Consider the following 25,962-nt stretch of genomic DNA (forward strand, 5'->3'; position numbering starts at 1 on the left):
TACGTGCTGTCATTATCTATCTCCAGTTAAGGCTATTATGTCTTAACTAGGGCGGTCGTATCTATTCAACCACGTCAGATCTCGCTGCTGCATTAAAAAACGAGCGTGAAAAAAATGAACATCTTATGCATGCAAGAAAGGAACAATTAATAATCCAGACACGTAATATCGTTGAAATCCAACGTCTCACCAAATTGAACGCTTTGTTGGTTCGTCAATTGAATGAGTTGAGGAATCCTGAGACTATCGGTTTCGAATGGCCGAAGTGACGAAGTATTTGTAGTAGTGTGATTTGTATTAGTTTAGTTTGGATTAGTGTGATTACCAAGGGAATGTGTAGGTCTAATTACCGAGCAACTTTGTTAGCATATCTTTGCTCTGGAGCCAAATAAGTAATCATTTTGACCAAGGTTTTGCCTAGCAATTAATTCTGAAACAGATTTCCTAGTATTTTCAGTTATCTCAAACTGAACGGGTAACTGTGTTTTCTTCTGAATGACAATCGCCCTAGATTGGATGGTGTTGCCATGACAAATATCTCTGACCCGCAACGCGACAACAATCCTGACATAGCGGGGAAATGACTGTCTGTTTTCACCGAAATACGCAGTGCCAATACCCGACAGTCATCGCTCGCTGGCCGACTTAGCTGTTATTAGCAGAAAGGAGACGATTAGGGGGATGCCCTGAATTTTACAATTTGAGGAATAATTTAGCAGTGGACTTGTTCTAGTATTTATTGGCTTTAAACGCAAAGCGGACATTAACTACTAAGCTCAGCCGCGCGGTTTTTGCGTCGGCCGGATTGTTATGAACATTTATTTACCACTGCAATTTCTGCTACAGGATCTGCTGTGCCTCTAATAAGACCTTGTTCAGGTTTATAAATAAACGGACCATCCTCGCCATTAGCTTGGTAATAAATTGATACATCGGTTAAATCGACTAGCTTGCCTTGAAAAGGACCGCCTATTACTTTAGCTAATGGCGTTATAGTCGTAGCGCCCCCATACCATAAGTTCCACCCAGTAGTTTTCTCTAGCCTATGTGGTTTTAAAATGGTGCCTTTCTCGATAATACCGACAATATCAATTTTCTTCTCGAATCCATCATATTGCTTAATAGATGCCTGAACCGGATCAGCACGATACTCGTCAATTGTATCTGGAGCAGACCAATGAAGACCCAGGCACCTTTTAAATGATTCTTCTGGTACCAATACAAGGTGACCCCCAGCATTTTTATCTGCCTTAATAATAAAAACAGACCGATCTAAAAAATACTCATTATCAGGGTTATAACCACCCCATAATTTCTTATCATCAGTGACGTCAGTGGAGAATGACACCCCTATCATGGCAAAAACCCACAAGCCTACAATTGCTACTGCAATTCCGACTAACCACAATGCTGATTTAGCAATAAGGTTCATAACGCCCCGCTTTAAATGCTTGTTAGGTGCACTAGTCACCGCCACCACCTCCTCCATCACCACCTGAAAAGCCCGAATCACCTCCATCGGCATCAGAATAAGAAGCGCCACCACCATTTTTAGAATGTTTTTTGGGTTTAGTGGGACCTGAAAGTTGATAAATTAGTAGTGTGCAACCAGCAATAATTAGTAACCATCCTAGTGACCCAGCCGCTTCAGACTTTAAATTTGCGACTCCACAAAGCAACAAGAATACTGCAAATATACCTTTAATCATTCCATGTACCTCCGTGCACCTTAACGCCCCAAGCAGGGGATTTTATGAGTGTTTTTCAGCGAGTAAAATTCACGCTGACTTGGCTTGTGTGCGCCCAGCATGGGCATGAACTAATGAGCGGAGGCCGCCCCGGATGAAAGTCCTCTTTAGGAAGATCACCGTTTATTTAACTTACCGTTATTAAACGTTAACTACTAGCGAATGGCAAGGGCTAAACCGTGATGTTTGGTCTTGAAGCCGTCTGTCGTCTCAGTGCCAATAGCGGTCGTAGCGGTGGCTTGAAAAAAAGGGTTTTGACGCTCATGATTGCCACCATTGCGGTCCGTAGCGTCACTATTTTTATGTCAGCAAGTGCGACTTTTTTTACCTTAGTAGTATCGATTTTTAACACCATTTTTATAAACAGTTTGACCAATTTTAATCGTTTGGCAGGTTGGGTTTTAACGGCGGGGCTAATAGTTCAACGGACATTTTTTATGTGGCTTGCTGAATGTCAAAACGCGTAGATATTCGAAAACCTAATTGTTATTTATTGAATTGTTGGGCCATTTAATATATTTTCGTCTCCGATTCGGCTACCTATTCATTTTATTTCAAAAAGGTTATGAAATATGGACGTTTTACAATCTTTTACGCGATTTCAATCACTCTTTATCTTCGCTGCATTTATTAATCTAATTTCATGTGGTGGTGGAACAAGCGAACAAACTCAAACACCCCCAGTAAATCGCTCACCTTTAATAAACAGTGCCAGCGAATATATTTTTGACGAAAATCTAATTGTAGAAATTGCGATTCAGGCCAACGACCCCGATGGCGATCCGCTCACATATAGCTTAGAAAATTCACTAGACTCAGGAGTTTTTACGATTAATTCCCATTCCGGACTGATTACCGCCAAAGGTGTTAGCACGAACGGTTTTGATTTTGAAACCCCACGAGACATTAATGCAGATAATATCTACGAATTGTCCGTAATAGTTTCAGACGGTGTTCTTTTTGCAAAAAAAAATATTGGCATTACGATCAATGACATCAGCGGTCCATTAGTCTGTTCTGGGTCAGAATCTTCCCAAATTTTTGAGGGTGTAAAGGGGGCTTTTCACACATTGACTCTTTCAAAACCTGACGCAGAATTTAGCCAGATGACCGTTAACCCGATCGTTGAGATATCACGGCAGAGCGATGGACTTTCGTCAAATGATATCTTCTACACTATCGACACCACAGTTGTTGAATCACGAAATGTGGCCACAATCGAGTTTGGTCTTTTTGCACCAGTCAATGCAGAATTACATGGTAACCTTCGTGATAATTATACCTTTGAACTGCAAGCAAAATATGAAAATGAGATTGTCATTTGTAGTTTCGAGGTAGAAATAGTCGATGTGGTCGACGAAGTACAGACGGGTATAAAAGTGTCTGGTGAGGAAGGTGAACACGTCGACCTCAAAGTATATTCCATTGGTGATATCAATAATGATGGGGTAAACGATTTATTTTTAAATTCAATGAAGTTCGTCTATTCTGAATTAGGACGATTCAATGGACGGGCCCAACTAGAAACCCCAGAATTTCATGGCTATGTAATAGATGGTCGCATGATCCAGTCTGATATAAAAATGCCAAATGGCAAAGAGATCGTTGCTCGCTCCATAGATAAGTATGTATTACACAAAATGTCTGGGTGGTATCCGTCCTTAGGAGTAATTAACTCAATAGAAGATTTTACAGGTTATGAGCTGATACCAGAGCCTATTGGTGATATTGACGGTAACGGTAAGACCGATCTATTGGTCACGCTCAGATCAAGTGAACACGCTTCAAATAATGCGTTTGTAGAAAGACCATTGGCCTTTGTTATTTGGGGTGAAACTTTACTCAAAGACAATGCCGAAACCAACTTAAACACAATAGTGCCTTCGCAAGGGCTTATCATAGAAGGGATGGGAGGCCGAAACCGTACGGCAAATATGACAATAAGTGGTGATTTTGATGGGGATGGGCTTGCAGATATTGCGGTGTCTGTTCCACAAGTTAATTTGAGGGACAGCGAAGATAGAGTTTACAGTTCGCAGCTATTTATCGTTTTTGGTGATCATATCAAAAATAGAAAAGCGGAAGGACTCATCAATTTACTAGATGACAGTAGCGATCCCAATAAGGTATTTCACTTATCATCTTTAGTTGAGGACAGTAACGTCGAATTTAGATTAGCCAGTCCTTTTGCGATCAATCAATTACAAGTATTAGGCGACATCAACGGTGATGGTGGTGAAGAGTTACTGATTGGAGCAGGCGAAAAACAATTCAGAGTTGGCCATTCGATTATCGTTAAAAGTCAGTTGTTTATGCAAGACAACATCAACCCAATAACGTTGACGAATGATATTCGAGATGAATATCTTTATGTGATTGAGTATCCATTTTACGATACCGATATCATGAACAATACGGGAGACATTGATAATGACGGTGTTAATGATCCACTTATTACTACTCCATCATTTTTCCCTGAATTAAACGGCGTGCGCCTAATAAAAGGAAGCACCTTGCTAGCCAATACGACTGGTCAATCGATTGTGGCTGAAAAAGGAAACGATGGTGTGGTGATATTTAATACCACTGATAACAATGTCTTCGACTCCGCCTCTTTCATTGACGATTTGGATAACGATGGTCGTGATGATTTGGTGTTTTCGTATTATTTAGGCAATTCAGACACCCCTAACGCGAGCGTAAGTATCGTATTGGCAAAAGCACTGGATGAATTTGAAGCTGGTGCGGTAGTCATGCTCGACCAAATCCCTGATGGTTTGATTTTAGAATTAAAAAATACATCTCTTGAAAATCGCACCTCATCTTTTTCGGTTATAAACGATCTTGATGGTGACAGTATTGCTGAATTAGGCATCCATCCAGCATACCCACTTATTGAAGTCTACATATTGCCAAGTAAAGATATTATTCAGGCACTAAAATCAGGTCAACGCGAATTAGATATTGAGTCACTTTTTAGAAATTTTTGAATATCGGAGTCAATGAACCTCGGGGCAGAACAGGATATTCTCAGCCCCTAGTATTAGCTTAATTTTACAATAGCTATCTCTATCACTTGCGTCAGGTAATAGAATTTTATTTTGGAAAAACCTCAATAAATCCACATAATCATGCGTCAGCTTTGAGGTGTGATTTCATTCGCTTACCAGTCACGTTTTATTCAATCGTATGACTATATTTCGCTCTGAGCCGAACTTCGTGTTTGTGCCAAAAGCGGCTGTTCACGGTCTACCAAATGAACGATTCCTTCTAGCAGTTTGCAGACAGTCAGGGTTTTTACAGTTTGTCGGGTGATAGCGTGGAGGGCTCAGTCGCGTTTCATTCAGTCGTGTGAACGTTGATCGCTAATGACTGTCAGTAGGATTTTATCTCAGAATACTAACTTTTGCCTCAAAAATGACATTAAGTACTGGAGCAAAAATTCTAATTCGGATTAGTTTTTGTAACGAAAATGCTAAGATCTAATGTTAAACACTTCTGTCAACTAAACTTGGGTTTTGTTTCCACACAGCTAACCAAGTTAATATTTCGTTTGCAGGCATGGGTTTCGCAATACCATATCCTTGTGCATAATAACTACCTAAGGATAATAATAACTCTCCGTGGTGAGGAGTTTCCACTCCTTCGGCAATTACTTTCAAATTAAATACCTTTGCTAACTCAATGATACCTTGAATAATTGCTTTATCATCCTTGTCTACTAACATGTCTCTAACAAATGACCGGTCAATTTTTAAATACTTAGCGGGCAAGCGTTTTAAATACGTTAATGATGAATAACCGGTGCCAAAATCATCAATTGAAAAACACACACCTAGTTGCTGACATTCTCTCATCACATTGTAAACTAACTTAATGTCTTTCAGTGCACTGCTTTCCAAAATTTCAAACTCAAGACTTTCTGGCTTAAAGTTAGGATATTGAACAAGCATCCCCTTCAAATCACTAATGAATCTATCATACTGCAAATGTAGCGGGCTTATATTTACGCTTATAGAAATATCATATCCTGAAGATAGCCAATCTTGTATTTGCGAAAGCGCAGTCTTGATGACCCATTCCCCTATTCTAATATCTAATATATCATTCTCCACAATTGGTAAAAACATAGCGGGAGCAAGTAATCCTCTTGTTGGGTGATTCCAGCGGATTAATGCCTCAACCCCAATTATTTCATTCGTTCTAAGGTCAATTTTAGGTTGATAATAAAGTAAAAACTCCTCATTTTCTAAGGCTTGAGCTATCGTTTTTAGTTCCTCGTTATGATGTTTAACCGCCGCATCTTGCGCTATATCAAAAATATAACTCCGATTTTTTCCTTTTTGCTTAGCTATATACATGGCCTGATCTGCATGCCTTAACAACTGATCTGGGCTAGCATTATCTAGCGGATAAAATGTAATCCCTATACTGGCAGTAACTTTCAATAATTTTTCTTCAATCATCAGTGTATTAGAAACTGATTCAAGCATACGAGACACAACGATGTCGCTTTCTGAGGGGTCAGAAAGATCATCTATAACAGCGACAAACTCATCGCCTCCAAACCGAGATAATGTATCTCCCTCTCTCAGAGCATGTGTTAATTGGTGAGTAACTTTCTTCAATAACTCGTCACCAATGTTATGACCATGACGGTCGTTGACTTCTTTAAAGCCATCCAGATCAATAAATGCAACGGCCACAAACGTTTTATTACGCACGCTTTTTTTCACCGCATGCTCAATTCTGTCAGCTAACAAAGTTCGATTAGGCAATTTCGTTAATGGATCATAGTGTGCTGATAGTTTTAAAGCCGAGTTTGCTGCCGCTAAATTAAGGTTACTTTTCTCAAGCTTTCTTTGGTTGTTTTTATGAGTACTAATATCTTGAAAAATACCAGTGAGGCGCACCGGTATTCCTTCTTCTAGCGTAACAGTACATGTTGTTCTAACGTCTATTTTTCTTCCTTTGGTGGTATATGTTTCTAATTCAAGATCATAATCTACGCCATTATTGATGGCCTCATCCAGTGCCTTCGTTATGATGGTTTGAGACTGGGGAAGAAAATAATCAACACCGGCATCTACCGTCGGATTAAATTCTTCAGGTGAAGTGTCATGTATCCGGTAGGTTTCATCAGTCCAAAACAAATCGCCTGTTTTTAAATCTAATTTCCATCCTCCCAACTTCCCCACCTGCTGTGACTCGTTTAACAGCTGAGTGGTCACAATCATCTGCTCTTCAGAAATTTTTCGTTCGGTAATATCTAAGTGCGTACCTATCATTCGCTTTGGTTTGCCTTCATCATCCCTTTCTATTAATTTTCCTGAAGCCTGAACCCATACATAGTGTCCCGATTTATGTTTTATCCTAGCTTCAACTTCATAAAAATCTAATTCACCATTAAAATGTTGTGCAAGTAAATTTTTAGCTTTTGTTAGATCATCTGGATGAAGGTTAGTAGTCCAAGTGTTAAATTGAATGGGTAGTAGCTCTTCAACGGTATAGCCAATGATTTCTGCCCAACGTTTATTAAATGTTAACTCTCCGGTTTGAACCTGACAATCCCAAATTCCGACACCAGTAGCGTTAATAATAAGTGCTAAAAGCTCACGCTTATCATCTTCTTGTTCGTCAATCTGTGGAACGTTGTTATTCAAATGCGATTCCTAATGAAAATTAATGCTCAACGTTAGTTGATATATCAGTTGCAGATGAACCGCTGTTTTAGCACGGAAAAAAACGATGTAAAAATTAAAGCGAAATTTACAATGTTTACTTATTTTAAACCATGCCATTACACTTTTAATTTGCATAGTTCCTGAATTTTTAACAAGATTTCGCTCATCTTGAATGGTTTGTCAAAAAATCCGGCTATACCGATTTTCTCAACTGACTCAGCCGTCGCGTATTCGCTATAACCTGTGCACAGCACGATGGGTAAATCGGGTTTTAAGGTTAATAATTTCTGGGCGAGTAACATACCAGAAATTCCGGGCATGGTTTCATCAGTAATCACTAGATCAATACTGTCACCAATTTGCTGAAATGCTTCCCAAGCAAGAGATGGATCGGTAAAAGCAGTGACGTTAGCACCTTGCGCAGTGAGGTAATCATCAAGCAGGGCTGCAAGTGTTGACTCATCATCAACTACCATAATGTGCAAACCTTTTATATTTCCAATCGATGGCACATTGGCAATCTTTGACGACGGTTCTTCTGACCGCACTGGTGTTAAAAGGATGTTGAAAATGGTACCACCTTCTATAGTTGACTCCACCCTAATATGCCCCCCTTGTTCATGCACCAGTCCATGCACTACTGAAAGTCCCATACCACTATTATTACCTTGTTTTTTTGTGGTGAAAAAAGGATTGAAAATTTGGGCCAATACATCTGGGGGAATGCTGCTGCCACTGTTGCTGACGGACAGGTTCACGTATTCACCCTTGTAGCGTTGGTGACAGGAGGTACAAACGCCAGATGAAGTACTTAGGGCAGCATTTATATCTATTCTTCCATATTCACTCATTACCTGCCATGCATTGATGACTAGGTTCATTAGTATCTGGTGCAAATGAACCGGCTGCATTTTGACCTTCAGGCTGTCATTCTTTATATAGTTATTGATTTCGATAGTGCTGGGAATGGTGGCGCGCAGTAATCCATTTATCTCGTTAATCATTGGCTGCAGTATAGTGGTGGGTGTGTTGCCTATTTTCGGTTCAAGACCTGAAGCACTGAATAACCGCATTTGGGATACCAGCTCCTTGGCGCGGTTGGCGGCAATCTGGATTTGAGTGATATATTTCTGGTCGCTATCGGACAAAGGAATTTTGTCTGGCCCTGATAAAGTGAGCATTTCGGTATAGCCTAACATTGCCCCCAACATGTTATTGAAATCATGGGCGATACCGGCAGTGAGTTGCCCGATTGACTCCATCTTCTGGGCTTGCAGAAGCTCAATGGCACGTTTTTCTTTTTCTTCATTTTGAAATGCTAGTTCTATATTTGCAATAACGAGTTCAGCGGCGCGTTTTTCCTTTTCTTCGTTTTGGATGACCAGCTCTGTAATATCTAGATGCGTGCCAATCATTCTTTTTGGCGAACCATTACTTTCCCACTCGATTACCTGTCCGGTATCATGGACCCAAACCCAGTGCCCATCTTTATGTTTCATCCGTGATTCACAAATATAGTATTCAGTTCCCCCTGCCCAGTGTTCTTCTAGTAAACGACCTGATTCCTCAAGATCATCTGGATGTGCATGCTTCATCCATGTTTCAATGCTTACAGGAGATAATTCTTCTAATTGATATCCAATAATATTTGCCCAGCGCGCATTATATATTGTCTTACCTGTTTGCACATACCAGTCCCATATCCCAACACCTGTGCTTTTTATTACAAGTTCAAGCTGCTGCTTACTATCTTTCAGCTTTGAAATCTCCATATTCAAGACTTCGACCTGAGATTGCAGTAACTCTATTTCATGGGACATATGGCTCTGAATATACTTGGGTGGTTTTCGTGGATACTATTAATAACTCTTATTTCCACTCATGCATAGTATCCTTTATTCTAATAGTGCAAGTATTGAGCTAGAACCTGTGGATCCGAGCTTATTATCGACGCTGCGACTGTCTATTCTCAGTAAAGTAGATCGTGGTGTAAATAATCCTGACTGACCGTTTCTCGCTCAAACCAGCTAGTCAACTATCGGGCAGGTCGGTGCCATTTGCAGCCGTTGAGTAGAAGTTCTCTGGAAGGCAGCTGTGAACCTAAGCGGACAGTCGAGCGTTAACCCTGACTGAGATTCTGTGTCATTTGCGGATCTTCATTCGACCTTGATTGAGTTGGTGGTAATTGTAGCGTTACGGACAATCAGCTTCTTATTGGTGAATACACAATTCAGTAGTCATTATCAGTTGTTTTGAATTTCCAGACGAAGAGCACCGTATCGTATGCAATACGGTGCCCAATAATCACACTTTGGTTGATTTCGAATGCATCATCCGATACAAAATAGGCAACACTATCAATGTTAAAATAGTGGAAGAGATGATCCCGCCAATCACTACCGTTGCTAGTGGTCTTTGCACTTCAGCACCCGTCCCGACATTCAGTGCCATCGGAATAAAACCTAAACTTGCTACTAGTGCCGTCATTAAAACCGGACGTAATCTTGTGATAGCACCATCGACAATAGAGTTAATTAGGTCACCTGTTTCCATTACTCGCTGTCTAATGAATGACAACATCACTAAACCGTTGAGCACCGCAATACCAGAGAGCGCAATAAATCCGACTCCAGCTGATATGGACATTGGCATGTCCCTCATCCAGAGCGCGAAAACACCCCCAGTTAAGGCCAAAGGCACGCCAGTGAAGATGATCAAAGCATCACGAAATGAGCCAAACACGACTACCAGTAACACCAATATCAGAAATAGTGTAGCTGGCACCACGATAGACAGCCGCTGACTGGCACTTTCAAGCTGCTCAAATGTGCCGCCATAATCTAGCCAGTAGCCTGCTGGGAGTGCAACCTGTTCGGTTATTTTGATTTTTGCTTCGTCAACAAAACTACCCAAGTCTCGTTCTCTGACGTTGGCGGTAACCACGACTCTGCGCTTACCGTTTTCTCGACTGATTTGATTGGGAACAGACGAGTAACCCAGCGAAGCAACTTCTGATAATGGCACAAATTCCCCATCGGATGTAATGATAGGAGTGCTGCCAATGGCATCTAAATCTGTGCGAATACCTTCATCAAATCGCACAAGCAACTCGAATCGTCTATCTCCCTCAAAAATTAAGCCAGCGGTATTACCACCGATGGCCGACGCCAACCATTCCTGCAAATCGGCGACGTCCAATCCATAACGTGCCAACTCGACTGGCTTAGGGTTGATAGTGAAGATAGGGATATCATCGACCTGTTCAAGTCGTGCATCCGCCACGCCGTCAATTGATTGCAAAACGGTTAAGATGTCGTTTGCAGAAGCAACTAGCGTGGTTAAATCATCTCCAAATACTTTTATACCAAGGTCAGCTCTTACCCCACTGATCAACTCGTTAAAGCGCATTTGGATAGGCTGAGTAAACTCATAGTTATTGCCTGTCACCGCTTGCAAGTCTCGCTCAAGGGTTTCCACGAAATCAGCTTTTGATAGGTCAGGATCAGGCCACTGTGATCGTGGTTTTAGAATAACAAAGGTATCGGTTACGTTGGGCGGCATCGCATCCGTAGCGACTTCTGCGGTACCGGTTTTCGCAAACACTGTGAGTACCTGTTCGTATTCCATCAAGGTAGATTCAAGAGTTTTTTGCATGGCAACGGCTTGTTCAATACCCGTGCCTGGTATGCGCATGGCGTGCAGTGCGATGTCTCCTTCATCAAGCTGGGGAACAAACTCAGAGCCTAATCGCGTTGCCAACCATAAGCTGCCCACTACCAGCACGACTGAACCGACTAGCACTATCCAGCGTAATTTCAGTGCAAGGTGAATGATGGGGCGATAGGCGGATTTGGCTGCAACAATAATGAAGCTTTCTTTTTCACTGACTTTACCGCCCATAAACATCGCGACTGCCGCCGGTACAATGGTAATGGAGAACAGCATCGCTGCTATCAGCGCCATGATGACCGTGGCCGCCATTGGCTGAAACATCTTGCCCTCAACGCCTGTCAATGAGAACAGCGGGATATACACGACAGTAATAATCAATACACCGAACAAGCTGGGACGAATGACTTCGTTGGTCGCTTGAAAAACAAGTTCAAGCCGTTCTTTGAGTGGTAACACTCCTCCAGTGCGTTTCTGAGACTCGGACAAGCGCCTGATACAGTTCTCGACAATGATCACCGCACCATCGACAATTAATCCAAAATCCAATGCCCCAAGGCTCATCAGATTGGCAGACACACCGGTATTAACCATCCCTGTTATGGTCGCCAACATCGCTAGCGGTATAACTGCCGCAGTAATCAGCGCAGCGCGAATATTGCCAAGCAAGATGAACAAGATCACGATGACCAATAACGCACCTTCCACAAGGTTCTTCTGAACCGTGTCAATCGCTTTATCGACGAGTAGGGTGCGGTCGTAGACTGGCTCAATGACAATACCATCAGGTAAGCTGGATTGAATGTCCTTCACCTTTTTGGCAACTGATTGGGCAACGGCTCGTGAGTTTTCGCCGACTAGCATCATTGCAGTACCTAAAACGGTCTCTTCACCCTCCTGTGTTGCCGCACCCGTTCGCAACTCCTTGCCAATAGCGACACTGCCAATGTCTTTCACCGCAACGGGGACAGTATTAATGCGTTTTATCACCACATTTTCGATATCGCTAATTGTCTGGAGTTGACCTTGTGAGCGCACCAGAATTTGTTGCCCATTTCGCTCAACAAACCCCGCTCCCTGATTCGTGTTGTTTCGCGCCAAAGCACGATGGATATCACTTAGACTAATGTCAAAATTCAGCATAAGCTGTGGTTCAGGATTCACATGGTATTGCTTAACATAGCCTCCAATGGCGTTTACTTCAGTGATCCCTTTAACCAGTGCGAGCTGCGGTTTTACAATCCAGTCGTGTATCTCGCGAAGCGCCATTGCATTGTACGGCTCACCATTTTTTTGCATGGCATTTTGCTTGGCTCGCAAGGTATACATATAGATTTCGCCCAATCCAGTAGCGATAGGCCCCATTTCAGGCTCTAACCCTTCAGGTAGCTGACTTTTGATTGCGCCTAATCGGGTATTGATGAGATTACGCGCAAAATACAGATCAGTACCTTCATCAAATACCGCTGTTACCTGAGATAGTCCGTAGCGAGATAAAGAGCGGGTGTAGGACAGATCAGGCAATCCCGCCAGTGCTGTTTCTACTACGAATGTGATCCGTTGCTCGGTTTCCAAAGGCGAATAGCCCGATGCTTGTGTATTGATTTGCACTTGCACGTTGGTGATATCGGGTACTGCATCAATAGGTAATTTTTGATAACTGAATATCCCCATGCCCAGCACAAGGAAGATCAACATCAGCATTAAACCTCGTCGCTCTATGGACAAACGTAAAATGGATTCAATCATGTGTTCGTCCCCCAATAACAGAGACGCCTGACCAAGTAGATAGCATTGAGTTATTAATGATCATGACCGGCCTCCGACTTTTCTAAATCGGCTTTAAACAGGTAGCTGTTCTGGCTGACAATCACATCTGCAATGTGCAGACCTGATAACACTTCAATATTGTGGTTATCTTGTTCACCTAAGACTACGGGCACGGGACGGTATTCGTCACCTTCTTTGACAAACACGACAGAAGCCCCATCAAACTCTTGAATCGAAGCTTTAGGCACCATCATGGCGACATCAAGGTTGTTGATTGTTACAAGCCCTTTAATAGCTGCGCCGACCGGCCATCGACCTGACGTGTTAGCAATTTTTGCATACGCCAAGACATAAGGCTTCTCATCAGGTGAGGGCAAAATATGCTGGATAGTCGTTTCTAACGATGCCCCTGCCACACTAAGTTGAACACTATGTCGCTCAGCAATATCAGTGAGTTGCTGTGGGAAGATTTTAAGCTGTGCCCACACGTCATCATAGTTTGCGATTGAAAATAACACTTGACCATTGGATAACTCGCCTTCATTGGCATGTCTGGCAATCACCGTGCCTGAAAACGGGGCTGTAACAGGATAACTTTTAAGGCTTTCATTGGATTCTACAACCGCCAGTGTCTCGCCTTTTTTGACTTTGTTACCTAAATTTGCGTTGACCTTGGTCACCATACCGTCGAATCGTGCACGGACATGACTCAGTGAAGCAGGGTCGGTCACGATATTTCCGTAGATAGTGGTGGTGATATTGAGACTACCCGTTTGCACACTTTGCGTCATCACACCCATTTTTTGCGCCATGCTATCTGACATGAGCACGAGTTCATCCTCATGGGTTTCTGCATTGCCATGTGCATCCTCTGATGCTTGTATTGTGGTGCTTGAAAAAAATCCCAGCGCACTGCAAAAAATGAAAACTAACATAGTGTTTTGCTTCTTGATTACTATTTTTTTGTTCATTTTGTTTTTCTCGAAAAAGAGGTGTTGATCGTATCCACAAGGGGCTGTGCAGTCAGTGATTCGATATCTGCGCCGCGTTGATGAGCTTGCTTCGCTGATTGAATTAGGGCTTGTTTGGCATTGAGCAATTCATGACGTGTACTCACCCATTCAAGGTAGCTGAATCGTCCATCGATATAGGCTTGCTTTACCAATTCGAGCGCTTGAACTAAGGGTGGGATAATAGAATTTTGTAGTGTCTGCACATTGAGCAACGCATTATTTCTGACCATCAATGCCATATTTAGCTGATGGTATAGACTTTGAGTCGCTGACTCTTTTTGTTGCTCCAGTTGTGCCTGAATTGCTCGCTGTTTTTCGTACTCTCCAATATTTCGCTCACCGGCAAATAACGGCATACTGACTCCCGCTATAAAGGCTGTTTCATCTATACCATTCATGCGCCTGATTCCGGCTGTCCAGCTTAAATCCGACTGATTGGCTGCTTGGGTCAGACGTACTTGGGATGCCTGTAATCTCGCTTCTTGCGTATAGACATCGAGATTGGGACTGCCCAATAGGGTGTTGAAAAGCACGGTTAAAGATGGAGACGATTGCAGCGCAAATAAGTCACCCGCTACATCGGTAAAAGTGGGATATTGTTCCCCCCACATAATCGCCAGACTATTTATCATGGCTTGCTTAGTTTGCTGTGCCGTCACCACATCCAGTCTGGCTCTTGCCAGTGCGGCTTCAGCGCGTTGCTGCTCAAATACCGGAGATGCTCCTGCATCCACACGCTTTGTAACAGCTTGATAGGTATATCGAGCAAGAGTTTCTGCTTCTTGTTGTGCGTCAATTAGCGCTTGTTGCGCCAATACATCGATGTAGCGACGTGTCACTTCAGCCAATACATCCAAAGTGTGTACTTGTTTTTGCGCTTCGACGAAGGTGGATTGCGCTTTAGCAAACGCCTTACGTGAGTTGAGTTTATTGCCCAGTTCAATGACCGATGACAATGTGAGAGTTAACTCCGAGCCTTTAATGCCGGAGACCTCACCTGTTCCTAAAAAGTTTTCCACTTCAATGCCTGCATTGAGAGCAGGTTTGAGCGAAGCTGTTTTAATTTCCCCTTCTATCGCTTCTTGCTTGTATGTGAACTCATGCAATTCTGGCGAATTTGTTAATGTTCGCTGTATGGCGCTTTGCAACGTCATTTCGCCATTGGTGATACTGTTTGTTTGTGCTACTACCACGGTGTGTGTTGTCAAAAGGACAAGCATCGTGGAAACCACCCAAGCGTGCACACGCACAGGGCGATTCAATGAAATATTCATCATTGTTTTATTCCTAAATTATCAAAAATGTATATCGCCAAGCTGTTGGCGAACGGTGTTTGATTAGTTCAGGGTTATGCTTTAGGTGGGCGTAATAATTGTGTGACCGGTGCATCTATTACTTTTGATAAGTAATAGAAACCGTGATGGGTGGTAACAGCATCGAGTTCGATACCATTGGCGTTTCCAAGCCATTGGGCATGCGTTCCGTGACAATGACCACAGTGGTGGCAATCAGCAGGATTGTGAGAAATATCTACTGTGACGTTGTTAGTATCGGCGTGTTCGTTAGATTGTAATTGGACATGCGTCTTTGCTGATGCGGTGTTATCTCCCGCTTGATGTTCGTGTATTTCGCTTAGGTGTTGCGAGTCGATAGCATGAAAATCCAAGGAATTGGCGACAGCCGAAAACGACTGAAACAAAATCAGCGAAATCAACAGGTAACTTGCCACCCTCACACTAAACATATCTATCTACTCTCATCATTTTTATGTTAACAGCTTATCGAACTAAGACCAACCGCAACAAAGTATTTCAATCCTAACATTACTCATCTCGACAATCTTCATTGGCAAATTCAATTTCAATGGTAGTATGCACAAAATCAAACTCATCAAGTCCGTGGCGAAGTTCGTCTTTGAGTGTTCTCAATTGAGAAACAGAAACATCTTTTTTCAACGCCACATGTACTGTCATGACGCTATGTTCACCGTCCAACGACCAGATATGAAAATGATGTATATCCGCCACATCAGCGTTTGACATGAGCACTTTACGCACTTCCTCCATCTGCGTAACATCTGGCGTGGCTTGCAAGAATAACAATAAGGTTTCTTTTAGATTTCTGACGACATTGAATAAAATGAATAATGTAAAGCCAATAGATAAAATGGGATCCAAAATCGCCCATGGCTTGAACATCAGCACAATCGATACAATCAACACTGCCACCCAGCCCAATACATCTTCAAGTAGGTGCCAGTTTAAGATCCGCTCGTTCAATGAATTCCCTTCACTGAGTTTATAAGCGGCAAAACCATTTACGGCGATGCCAAAAATTGACAGCAACAACATGCCTTCCACCTGTGGCATTTCGGGTGCTGAAAGCCTAGGGATAGCTTCGAATAAGATCCATATTGAGCCAGTCGTTAACACTAACCCGTTGATCAATGCACCAAGAAGTGAAAAGCGTTTATAGCCATAGGAAAATGTATTGGTTGCTTCTTTATCACTGAGTTTATTTAAGCCCCAAGCAGTGCCAATGGATAAACTATCGCCTAAGTCATGCACTGCATCGGCCATTATAGCCGTGCTGTTTGTCAGCCATCCGCCTATAAATTCAATGATAGTGAATACGACATTCAAGAAAAATGCCCAGCCAATGCGTTTTGATGCGCTGTTATCACTGTGACTGTGGTTATGCATCGTTGATTTTGTCCAATATAGCTTGATTTTCAGCACTTACCGGTAGTCGTTTGAATGGACTGATATTCGTGCCACCTGTGTTCCCTTTGGGTACAAGGCCGATAGCGGTTTTGGTTGCAGCACCAATTATTCTTATTACTTGTCCAAAAACGGCTCTCCAATCTTTGTTTAGAAGACCAAGTCGCAGCATTTTACAATGAATTAAACAATGATAATAAGTAGAGTGCTGACCAATTACATGCGCATCCTCCAGCGCTGCAAATGCCTGCCTCTCATTATTTTTAGACATTGCATCTGAGTAATCTGTCAATTTGGAGTCAATATAAGGCTGAACGGCTTGGTTGTATTTCATAAGGAGCTTCTCGCATTGTCTTTAGCCAGTTCATTATTAAGCAATTCTTGCTTGGCGTCTTTCAGGATCAACCATGCTCCGCGCAGTACAACAATCGACACGATACAGCCGATAATCAGATCGGGTACTCTGCTATCAAGCCACACCACTAGAATACCGGCGATGATGACACCCATATTGGCGATGACATCATTAGCTGAAAAAATCCAGCTGGCTCGCATACGTACTTCGTCATTTTTATGATTGCGAATAATCACCAAACAAGCGACGTTTGCAATTAGTGCAATGAAACCCATTCCTATCATTAATGATGAGATAGGCTCACTGCCCAAGAATAATCTTCTGGTAATATCAATGAGAATGATCGCGCCCAGCAATAGCTGAAAGTAACCACTGATTTGCGCAGCTTTGGCTTTGTGAAGTATAGATTTACCCACAGCATAAATACCTATACCGTATACAACCGCATCCGCTAGCATGTCCATAGAGTCTGCTATTAAAGCAGTAGAGTCAGCCAAAATACCAACGGTCATCTCAACGAAAAACATCGTCGCATTGATGCCGAGCAGCCAATACAGAACCCGTTTTTGTGAGGCATCTTTGATTTCCACTTCACAGCCGCAACCACTCATTATTCAACTCTTATTCCCAAAACTATAGGTACAGTGTAAAGTCTATACCAAGTATAGGGTCAACAGCACAAAGTCATATTTATGAAAATAGGTGAGCTATCAAAAAAAAGTGGGTGTTCTATTCAGACGATCCGTTTTTATGAAAAACAGGATTTGTTTGAGGCTTGCAACCGCAGTGAAGGCAACTACAGAATTTACGACGCATCATCGTTGAGAGCACTGCGATTCATTAAACAATGTCGCTCATTAGATTTGACCATAATAGAAATTAAACAGCTGTTGGATACAAAAAATAATCCCGATAAAAGTTGTTCTAGTGTGAACAATTTGATCCATCAACACATGGTTGACGTCACACATCGCATTGCAGAGCTTGAGGAGCTAAAGCTTACCTTATCTGACATGGCTTCGGCATGCACAGATGATAGAAAAGTTAAAGAATGTGGGGTGTTGCAGTTGCTTGAAGAGTGATACTAATATCTACAAGTTTTGTAGTTTTACGTTCGCATACGGTTTCACAATTGTACATGGTTCGCTAATTGAAATTAGATAAAGTAACCAATACACAATAAATATCTACGTCCGCTTTCTTGGGCATAGCAGTCGTTCGGCTAAGCTAGCTCCAATGGCTGCAATTCGCTCCTAGTCGACATTCGGTCTATATAAAAACATACAATTTTTTTGTGTCTAAAATAGTAGTTACTTCCATATTGGCACTAAATGAATAATTGCAAAATAAGTTACATTAAATTGCATTATGAACGGACCATAAATTACAGACTTTCCTTACCAGCTAAAGCAGATTTACATCTTTGTAAGTTGATTTAAGTTAAGTGCAATATATTTTTTACTGTCTGTATACTTCCAATAAAGCACTCTTCATATAGCTATATAGGATAGGTATAGTGGTCAAGTCATATTGGCCATGGTGTTTGTTCTTCGCTACTAAATGAAATAGCCCCAGTAGGTGAACATTGATCTATGTTCAAATTAATAGTCACTTAACTATTCTTAATAGTCTGACATTTCATATTCATTATCAAATTTAAAGATCCTTTTTTATATAGAACACTTTAAGAGTAGATTTTAAATTTGGTAAGGCGATTAATCTGGTTTCGACTAAGGGCATAAAACCAGATAGTCGTTTGATTGATATAATAAGCTGGCAATTCAAACCTAAAGTCTTATCAATGTTTAAAACGTTGATATATCTGGCGGGATACTAATATAACAATTATGTTCAGTTAGGGTTAGATGTGAAATTTACTCATCTGATAGTTGTTTGATCATTTTTAATAGTTGTTCTTTTTTATCTTCAGACAGTTTAGCTATTTCAATTGATAGTTCTGCTGTTGAGTCATCCTCACAGAAAAAGTAGTTTAACGGCACACCTAAAGCGTCGGCTATCTTTCTAAGTATATTAATGTCGGGCGTATGACGATCCTTTTCATAATGGTTCATACGACCACTGGCTGAACTTTCATCCATCCCAATTAATAATCCGAGATTTTTCTGAGAAATACCGGCTCTTTTGCGCGCTTGTTTGAGTCGATGTGGAATGGGGTTGTTAAACAAAGAAGATTCATTTTGGTTGCCGAGTGTTTTTTCATTGTCTTAGTTTTACCGATTTTTGTATACTTAGCAATCCTAAGTATTTGATTTGTTATTGTATGAAAAGAAAAGCTCAAAAGATAAATAAGTTCATGTTCGCGCTATTAATTGAAAAAGGGATGGATAAGTTTTCTGTTGTTGAATTAAGGGATGGTTTTCTTGAGATTATGGTGGAAAAATACAGCCTTGATGAAGCGAGGAAATATGTTTATCGGCAAATATTAGCTTATGAAAAAAAGGGATGGTTAACGAGTGAAGGTCAAGGAAGGCGTAAGGTATATGTAAAGTCAGATCTATTTAACAGCCTTGAATTTATTGGGGTCAATACCCCCAAAAAAGCGAGTTTGGTCAAAAAGGAACTTTCTTCTATCGATAACTATACGACACTGACAAGAGAAAAATCTAACAGTGAGGGTGAGCTTGCAATTGTTTTAGGTGAAGTAGAAGAATATCAAACTTTAATGTCACGCTTTCCAGCATTAAACACTTCGTTAAATATTCTATTTGAGGAAGCAAAAGACCGCTCTGCTAAACTTTTGGGTAGAATTAATGCTTTATCAAAGGTTATTGAATTGTCCCGGTCCAAAGACGCCCTATGTTAAGAACTTGGCAGTTAAAGTCTATTAAGCAGGCTCTAAAAAAATATTTCTCAGGAAAAAGTCATTTTTTATGTCAGGCAACACCCGGTGCCGGAAAAACGATTATGGCTGCTCAATTAACGAAAGAACTATTCAATAATGGGAAAATAGATTTTGTTTTATGTTTTTCGCCTTCTTTGTCGGTGGCTGAAGGGATAAAAAGTACTTTTTCAAGAACCTTAGAATGTACGTTTAATGGTGAAATAGGCTCTATAGGAGCATCAAGTACCTATCAATCTTTAAAGTACATAGATAAGTCCTTTTGGGTGACGATGCAAAAGTACCGGGTGTTTGTGGTATTTGATGAGATCCATCATTGCTCTGGCGATAATTTTGAAAATGCTAACGTATGGGGCGAACAAATTCTAGCAATTCAAAACCTAGCTAAATATACACTTGCGCTATCAGGCACGCCTTGGCGATCTGATTTAGTGCCTATAGCCATGTCGGAGTATACCGATCCAGAAGGCCAGCTAATTTGCGATTATCAGTATGGATTAAAACAAGCAATTGACGATGGTGTATGTCGACGACCAAGGATAGTGCTCGTAGACAACGAACATTTAAGTATTTCAAGTGGGTTTGAAACTCAGTCATTCTCCTCTATTTTGGAACTGCTGGAGGAATCAGATACTTCTTACGTTAATGTCATCCAAAACAGAGAGGCAATGACATATTTACTCAGTTTGGCTTGTCGTCAACTGGATGAACTAAGAATGCAAGATCCTTTTGCAGGAGGTCTAGTAGTTGCTTCTTCTGTCAATCACGCAAAAATTATCCAAGGTATTTTAACGAATGAATTTAATCAAACGAGTGTATTAGTTACTCACTATCAAGAATCAGCTTTAGCCGATATAGATGAATTTAGGAATAGTGCCATTAGATGGATCATCAGCGTTGGTATGATTAGCGAAGGAACCGATATTCCTCGCCTTCAGGTATGCTGCCACTTAAGTGCAATTAAAACGGAGCTGCACTTTAGACAAGTTCTAGGTCGGATATTGAGGGTGACTCCAGCGAATAATCAAAAAGCGTGGCTGTTCACTTTTGCGGAAAGAAACTTGATTGGTTTTGCAGAAAGAGTTGAACAGAATATCCCTGATGCTTGTGTGTTCGCAAAAATGGGGGCAATACCACAATTATCAGACCGATTCGGCAACCACTCTAAAATCTTACAGGATTTGGCGAATTTGAAAGAAGAAAATGAAGCCGTACGCTCTTTAGAATGGTTTAAAAGTGAAAAAGCAGAATTTCATGAAAGTGTTACAGGTAACATAATATCACCTCAAGAAATAAGATTGGGGCGTTTCAAAGAACGTATTCTCGCTGCTTTTGGGTAAGATTGGTGTCCACACAGGGTGTTAATTTCAATTTTTTATTTATTGCTTGTTAATTTGCATTCAAAACTGATCCACTTTACCCCCTAAATTTCTCGCAGTTTCTGCCTGGCTATAATTTTGCTCATCCAATAACGGGATTGCATCAAGTTTAAATTCCTTTAAATATTGTTTACGTTTTGTCATTGTTGCTCTCCAGTTAAGGATATTATCTTTCAACTGGGGGAGTCGAACCTATTAAACTACGTCAATTTGCAACTCGAGAAAATGTGACAGGTCACACAATTTCACATCAAGAAATGCGCTTAGGGAAGTTTAGATAACGTATTCTTGGTACTTTTTAGTAAACTTGGTTTCCACAAGCGTTAACCCTAGTGGTCAAGTGCAGAATATTGATCTTAGCTTTCTAATAAGTGCTGCCGTTTGATTTAATCTTCGTAAATAGAGATTTAAATTTCATTCAGCAGTTTCATCTGTTAATTTGCATCCAAAGGTGATCCATTGTGAATGTTATTTTTATCAAAGATTGAACCATGATTAACAATTTGAACAGACATGAATTCTGGCTTGAATTAACTACTGAATGGATCACTTTTTAAGTGCATTGGTGGATTAATTTCTGATGTAATTCAACAGCTAAATTCACAAACTTAATGTAGTACTGACACCGGATACAATAATCGAAGTGGGAAACTAACAATATAAGATGATCAAGAGATGACATTTGTTCATTTGTACTTAAAAGTGACTCAAGATTTGCCTTGCATTTTGATCTGCCTCAAAATCCGTTGCAGCTTAATTGTGGGCACGTTTCCATTGATTATAGTAGATCATTCTAGTTTGCAAATTATTACCAAAATTGGACCAATTCGGTCCAAAACTCGACAAAAACTGTCGGACTTGTCAAATAACGCGTGACTGAAATTTATTGCTGTATATAATTACAGTATATGTTGAAATTCATCCCCATAAAAGCCCATGCAGGCATAGTCGGATTTGAGTCACCTGCGACTGAATACACTCAGCTAGGGCTTGATTTAGACCAGCTCCTCATTGACCACCCTTCAGCCACTTACATCGGTATTGCTGAGGGTGAGTCGATGAAAGGTGATGGTATTTTTTCAGGTGACTTGCTTATCGTTGACCGCTCTCAGACCATCAAAGACCAAGATGTGGTTGTTGCCAATCTGAACGGGGTGTTTGTCTGTAAAAAAATAGACAAGGTACAACGGTGTTTAGTGTCATCAGGCCGCGGCTTTCCTCCTTATTTCTTGCGCGAAGGCGACGAGTTTCAAATTGAAGGGGTAGTTACACGCTCAATCAGATTGCATCGTCCGTTTAAAAAGCAGCTTTAATGTACGCCCTTTGTGACGTGAACAGTATGTATGCGAGCTGTGAAAAAGTCTTTGACCCCTCTATTCGTAAAAAACCTGTCGTTGTACTGACCAACAACGATGGTTGTATTTGTGCCGCGTGTGGCATTGCCAAACGCATGGGGATTGGCAAGAAGTTTGTTCCCTATTTTCAAGTAAAGGATGCGCTTCAAAAAGCGGGAGCAGTCATACGGTCGAGCAACTATGAGTTATACGCTGACCTGAGCCAACGAATGATGGATACGTGTGCTCGTTTTGCACCTGACATTCATATCTACTCAATCGATGAGTGTTTTCTGTATTACGGCAAAAGTGACTCAGCACCGCCTCAAGGATGGGACGCTTTAGCGACCGCTATCCGAAAAACCGTGTGGCGAGAAGTCAGATTGCCCATTGGCATTGGTATGGGGCTTACGCCCACGCTAGCCAAAGCCGCTAATCATGCTTCTAAACGTATCGATGGTTTTAATGGTGTGGCCGTTATCGATAATGACGTGAAGCGAAAGCTTATTCTCTCCCAAATGGCAGTCACCGATGTATGGGGTATTGGGAGTCGATTAGGACGGCGGCTAAATGTTATGGGCATTAAAACTGCCTGGGATTTAGCCAATCAGAATCCCACCAAAATTAGAAAAGATTTCTCCATATTAGTTGAATCCACAGTGCGAGAACTCAACGGAGAAGTCCGCAATTGCTGGGATGATGTCAGAGCCGCGAAAAAAGAGATATACAGCACCCGCAGTTTTGGGCAACGCATCACCGATATGACTCAATTGCAATTTGCACTCGCGACACATGCTGAAACCGTGTCAGCAAAACTGAGAAAACAAAAAAGCTTAGCAAGCGCGATGAGCGTTTTTGCCACTAGCTCGCCTCACGACAATGAAGGGTATTTTAGTGAATCTTATTTTCATCGATTCACGGTGCCGACCAATGACACACGTAATATTATTAGTATTGCACAGGCGGCTATTCCTACACTTTTTAAGACAGGCGTCAGATATTACCGCTGCGGAGTCGGGTTAGTTGATTTGCACAAAGAGGAGCTATTTCAGTATGACCTATTTAATCAATCGACAGATAGCCCCAAATTAATGGCATGTATGGATAATATCAATGCGCGATTTGGCCGCTCGACAGTGCACATTGCAGCCAAAGGGTTTGACCAAAAATTTGCGATGCGCCGCGAGTTCTTATCACCGCAGTACACAACCCGATGGCGTGATATCCCCAAGATTATTTGTTAACCAAATAATCACTTGGTGCTAAGGAAAGCAGATTAAACGGCAATGTTATTTTTTGCTAGATAATCCGCTACCCCTTGCTCAGAGCCAAAGGCTGCAATAAGCATTTCTGCCGCATGCGATTTGATTTCCTCATTATCACTCGTTTTAAGTAACTCTAACCAGGTCATTACTAATATTTTGGGTGGTTCATTTGTGCTCATTACACGTCCCTCTGCACACCTAATCAAACACGCTTTAAAATTATAGTTAAGATAAGTTTTTTTGCCTTTTTAAAAATATTCTACTAATTTGAAATAGGGGATGTAAAACAAGGAGGTCTTTCTCAATGGATAGAAACAAATATTTACTATCATTAGCGGAAAAAATAGAACTGGCTTATCAAGCGTGGCGTGCCCATCCGAATGATGTCAAATGTCAGGAGCAGTATGAGACAGCGAAATCGCAGCTGGATATTGAGTTGAAGCAATTTATGAATGATTCTTATCAAAAACATCATCATTAATTTTGTTTAAATGCATAAGCATTTTCCCAGAAAGAAAAGCAAAATTTCAAAGCACGAAAACTGATATATTCTCATTACACCACTTCATTGATTGAAACTATAAGCATGCTCAAAGCCATATTGTTGATTTTTCTTAGCTATTCTGTTGCTGCTAATGCGGACTATCCCACGTCATTTAGTAACGCCAAGACAAAAGCTGAGAAAGAAGTGTATTTCGACCAGCACTCAACCTTTTATTGCGGTTGCGATTTTGTATTTGATGATAAATTAGATTTTGACAATGATGGCGACACAAAAGAGTCTTTGGTTAATCCCGAAAAATGCGGCTATAAGCCGCGTATTCCGATCTCAAGCTCTGGTAAACCTAATGCTAGAGCATCCCGCATTGAATGGGAGCATGTTATGCCTGCTCAGCTAATTGGTGGTCATCTTGATGAATGGCAAAACCCTGAACACTATGCAGCGTGTAAAAAATCAAACGGAACGTTTTTGTCTGGGCGTGAATGTGCTTACAAGGTGAATGAAGCATTTAGAAAGGCCCATGATGATATGAATAATCTCGTCCCAGCGGTGGGAGAGCTGAACGGTGACCGCTCTAACTTTCAATATGCCAATATCGCACGGGAGAGCAGAGCTTACGGCGCATGTGATTTTGAAGTTGATTTTCAAACGGATACCGCTGAGCCTGCCGACTCGGTTAAGGGAAATGTAGCCAGAATTTATCTGCATATGATGCAAACCCATGACGCTAATTTAGATACGAACACCTTATCGCTCATGCTCGTTTGGGATAGATTAGATCCAGTCGATAAGTTCGAATGCCTGATAAACGACAGGATTCAAAATTCTCAGGGGACGGGTAACCAGTTTGTGTCCAATCGATGTAATTAATTTTATTTCCTGACAATATGGATTTATGTAATGGTTTATGAAACTGTATATTTTTAAATATACTGAATGGCCACTATGAGCGAATTGCCGCCGTTTGGCATAGTCTATTTTCTATTGAGCTATCGCTCTAAAGCGGACATTAACGCTAAGCTAACGGGCAGTGACGTAGCGGCATAATCGCGAAGCGCCGCTGCGTTACTGTCCCAGTGACCGAAGGGAACGAGTTTAGCGCCTTGTTATGTGGCCTGCTAATACTACATGTAATCTGCTTTTTGATACTTTCCATACCCTGCCTGTGTTAATTCCTTGAGCTCTTGAAAGAGCTTGTCATCTGTTGCTTTAAAGTTGAAGCATGATTTGCCTTGCATTCGTTTTTGAAGCTCTGGAGATATACCTTCCAATAATTCTGGAAATACGTAAACAGGCATAAGATGAAAGCTGACATAATTCTTATTGATTTTGACTGAGCCAAAATACATTAGCTTCTTGTTTTTCATGACATGATGAGTGTTTAAATAAAAATTATCGGGTTTGTCAGTGACCACGACCATGCCGTTTGAATAAGGGAGCAAAATTTCTTTGAGGTGATGAAATATTTCTTCTGGATTATCCAATTTTTTAAAACCTCTTAGACTTAAACATTACGAAGTCACATAACGCCCCAAGCAGGGGATTTTATGAGTGTTTTTCAGCGAGTAAAATTCCCGCTGACTTGGCTTGTTAGTGTTGTTTACACATGCTGGTCAAAAAGGATTGAATTACCATCAGGATCTTTAATTGAGAAACTCGATGG

At 41.3% G+C, this 25,962-nt stretch carries 24 protein-coding genes; 9 read left to right on the top strand and 15 right to left on the bottom strand.

The genetic code is table 11. The features are described from left to right. Positions 1–808 precede the first annotated feature (808 nt). Both ABKW31_RS21470 and ABKW31_RS21475 read right to left on the bottom strand, forming a co-directional pair. Positions 809–1,432, bottom strand: coding sequence for a hypothetical protein (locus ABKW31_RS21470; protein WP_348618714.1), 624 nt, complete (start codon positions 1,430–1,432; stop codon positions 809–811). A gap of 31 nt (positions 1,433–1,463) precedes the next feature. Continuing rightward, positions 1,464–1,709: a hypothetical protein gene (locus tag ABKW31_RS21475; RefSeq protein WP_348618715.1), complete on the bottom strand. Its 246-nt coding sequence runs from the start codon at positions 1,707–1,709 to the stop codon at positions 1,464–1,466. A 221-nt stretch (positions 1,710–1,930) separates the two neighbouring features. On the opposite strand from ABKW31_RS21475, the gene ABKW31_RS21480 reads away from it, so the two are divergent. After that, entirely contained in the window at positions 1,931–2,215 is a 285-nt protein-coding gene (locus tag ABKW31_RS21480; RefSeq protein WP_348618716.1) for a hypothetical protein, read from the top strand. Positions 2,216–2,320: 105 nt separating this feature from the next. Next, a complete protein-coding gene (locus ABKW31_RS21485; RefSeq protein WP_348618717.1) occupies positions 2,321–4,738 on the top strand; it encodes a cadherin repeat domain-containing protein in 2,418 nt (805 codons plus the stop codon). Positions 4,739–5,236: 498 nt separating this feature from the next. Here the strand turns inward: ABKW31_RS21485 and ABKW31_RS21490 are convergent, their stop codons facing one another. The 9 genes from ABKW31_RS21490 to ABKW31_RS21530 form a co-directional block, all read right to left on the bottom strand. Next, positions 5,237–7,411: an EAL domain-containing protein gene (locus ABKW31_RS21490; protein ID WP_348618719.1), complete on the bottom strand. Its 2,175-nt coding sequence runs from the start codon at positions 7,409–7,411 to the stop codon at positions 5,237–5,239. A 137-nt stretch (positions 7,412–7,548) separates the two neighbouring features. Then, positions 7,549–9,252: a PAS domain-containing protein gene (locus ABKW31_RS21495; RefSeq protein WP_348618720.1), complete on the bottom strand. Its 1,704-nt coding sequence runs from the start codon at positions 9,250–9,252 to the stop codon at positions 7,549–7,551. A gap of 484 nt (positions 9,253–9,736) precedes the next feature. Further along, positions 9,737–12,850 carry a CusA/CzcA family heavy metal efflux RND transporter gene (locus ABKW31_RS21500; protein WP_348618722.1) on the bottom strand — a complete coding sequence of 1,038 codons (3,114 nt, stop codon included), beginning with the start codon at positions 12,848–12,850 and terminating at the stop codon, positions 9,737–9,739. A gap of 53 nt (positions 12,851–12,903) precedes the next feature. After that, positions 12,904–13,842, bottom strand: coding sequence for an efflux RND transporter periplasmic adaptor subunit (locus tag ABKW31_RS21505; protein WP_348618723.1), 939 nt, complete (start codon positions 13,840–13,842; stop codon positions 12,904–12,906). Further along, complete coding sequence (locus tag ABKW31_RS21510; protein WP_348618724.1) at positions 13,839–15,161, bottom strand: TolC family protein; 1,323 nt, start codon at positions 15,159–15,161, stop codon at positions 13,839–13,841. Before ABKW31_RS21510 ends, ABKW31_RS21505 begins: the two co-directional genes overlap by 4 nt. Before the next feature lie 71 nt (positions 15,162–15,232). Beyond that, positions 15,233–15,628 (bottom strand): hypothetical protein, encoded by a 396-nt coding sequence (locus tag ABKW31_RS21515; RefSeq protein ID WP_348618726.1) that lies wholly within the window; start codon positions 15,626–15,628, stop codon positions 15,233–15,235. Between the two features lie 79 nt (positions 15,629–15,707). After that, on the bottom strand, positions 15,708–16,586 hold the full coding sequence (locus tag ABKW31_RS21520) for a cation diffusion facilitator family transporter (RefSeq protein WP_348618727.1): 879 nt from the start codon (positions 16,584–16,586) through the stop codon (positions 15,708–15,710). Beyond that, positions 16,579–16,938 (bottom strand): DUF3703 domain-containing protein, encoded by a 360-nt coding sequence (locus tag ABKW31_RS21525; RefSeq protein ID WP_348618729.1) that lies wholly within the window; start codon positions 16,936–16,938, stop codon positions 16,579–16,581. The genes ABKW31_RS21520 and ABKW31_RS21525 overlap by 8 nt, the downstream gene beginning before the upstream one ends. Continuing rightward, positions 16,935–17,570 (bottom strand): cation transporter, encoded by a 636-nt coding sequence (locus tag ABKW31_RS21530; protein ID WP_348618730.1) that lies wholly within the window; start codon positions 17,568–17,570, stop codon positions 16,935–16,937. Before ABKW31_RS21530 ends, ABKW31_RS21525 begins: the two co-directional genes overlap by 4 nt. An 81-nt stretch (positions 17,571–17,651) precedes the next feature. On the opposite strand from ABKW31_RS21530, the gene cadR reads away from it, so the two are divergent. Then, positions 17,652–18,041, top strand: coding sequence for a Cd(II)/Pb(II)-responsive transcriptional regulator (cadR, locus tag ABKW31_RS21535; protein ID WP_342805830.1), 390 nt, complete (start codon positions 17,652–17,654; stop codon positions 18,039–18,041). A 792-nt stretch (positions 18,042–18,833) separates the two neighbouring features. On the opposite strand, the gene ABKW31_RS21540 is transcribed toward cadR, so the two are convergent. Further along, positions 18,834–19,145, bottom strand: coding sequence for a helix-turn-helix transcriptional regulator (locus tag ABKW31_RS21540; protein ID WP_348618732.1), 312 nt, complete (start codon positions 19,143–19,145; stop codon positions 18,834–18,836). A 95-nt stretch (positions 19,146–19,240) separates the two neighbouring features. On the opposite strand from ABKW31_RS21540, the gene ABKW31_RS21545 reads away from it, so the two are divergent. Together ABKW31_RS21545 and ABKW31_RS21550 are read left to right on the top strand one after the other, a co-directional pair. Next, on the top strand, positions 19,241–19,783 hold the full coding sequence (locus ABKW31_RS21545; protein ID WP_348618734.1) for a hypothetical protein: 543 nt from the start codon (positions 19,241–19,243) through the stop codon (positions 19,781–19,783). Then, positions 19,777–21,159, top strand: a complete 1,383-nt coding sequence (locus tag ABKW31_RS21550) for a DEAD/DEAH box helicase family protein (protein ID WP_348618735.1) — start codon at positions 19,777–19,779, stop codon at positions 21,157–21,159. Before ABKW31_RS21545 ends, ABKW31_RS21550 begins: the two co-directional genes overlap by 7 nt. Positions 21,160–21,219: 60 nt before the next feature. On the opposite strand, the gene ABKW31_RS21555 is transcribed toward ABKW31_RS21550, so the two are convergent. Continuing rightward, complete coding sequence (locus tag ABKW31_RS21555) at positions 21,220–21,342, bottom strand: hypothetical protein (protein WP_348618745.1); 123 nt, start codon at positions 21,340–21,342, stop codon at positions 21,220–21,222. A 764-nt stretch (positions 21,343–22,106) separates the two neighbouring features. Between ABKW31_RS21555 and ABKW31_RS21560 the strand changes: the two genes are divergently transcribed. After that, positions 22,107–22,511, top strand: a complete 405-nt coding sequence (locus tag ABKW31_RS21560; RefSeq protein WP_348618737.1) for a S24 family peptidase — start codon at positions 22,107–22,109, stop codon at positions 22,509–22,511. Continuing rightward, positions 22,511–23,776, top strand: coding sequence for a Y-family DNA polymerase (locus ABKW31_RS21565; protein ID WP_348618738.1), 1,266 nt, complete (start codon positions 22,511–22,513; stop codon positions 23,774–23,776). Before ABKW31_RS21560 ends, ABKW31_RS21565 begins: the two co-directional genes overlap by 1 nt. 32 nt (positions 23,777–23,808) lie before the next feature. Here ABKW31_RS21565 and ABKW31_RS21570 read toward each other — a convergent pair whose 3' ends face one another. Continuing rightward, a complete protein-coding gene (locus tag ABKW31_RS21570; protein ID WP_348618740.1) occupies positions 23,809–23,976 on the bottom strand; it encodes a hypothetical protein in 168 nt (55 codons plus the stop codon). Between the two features lie 125 nt (positions 23,977–24,101). Here ABKW31_RS21570 and ABKW31_RS21575 point away from each other — a divergent pair, with 125 nt between their 5' ends. Further along, the gene (locus ABKW31_RS21575) at positions 24,102–24,278 is read left to right on the top strand and encodes a hypothetical protein (RefSeq protein ID WP_348618741.1); all 177 of its coding nucleotides are present in this window, start codon (positions 24,102–24,104) and stop codon (positions 24,276–24,278) included. Between the two features lie 105 nt (positions 24,279–24,383). Next, positions 24,384–25,169: an endonuclease gene (locus tag ABKW31_RS21580; protein WP_348618742.1), complete on the top strand. Its 786-nt coding sequence runs from the start codon at positions 24,384–24,386 to the stop codon at positions 25,167–25,169. A gap of 254 nt (positions 25,170–25,423) precedes the next feature. Here ABKW31_RS21580 and ABKW31_RS21585 read toward each other — a convergent pair whose 3' ends face one another. After that, positions 25,424–25,783: a hypothetical protein gene (locus ABKW31_RS21585; protein ID WP_348618744.1), complete on the bottom strand. Its 360-nt coding sequence runs from the start codon at positions 25,781–25,783 to the stop codon at positions 25,424–25,426. Positions 25,784–25,962: the final 179 nt, after the last annotated feature.

The organism is Paraglaciecola sp. 25GB23A (assembly GCF_040012495.1).
GTDB lineage: Bacteria > Pseudomonadota > Gammaproteobacteria > Enterobacterales > Alteromonadaceae > Paraglaciecola.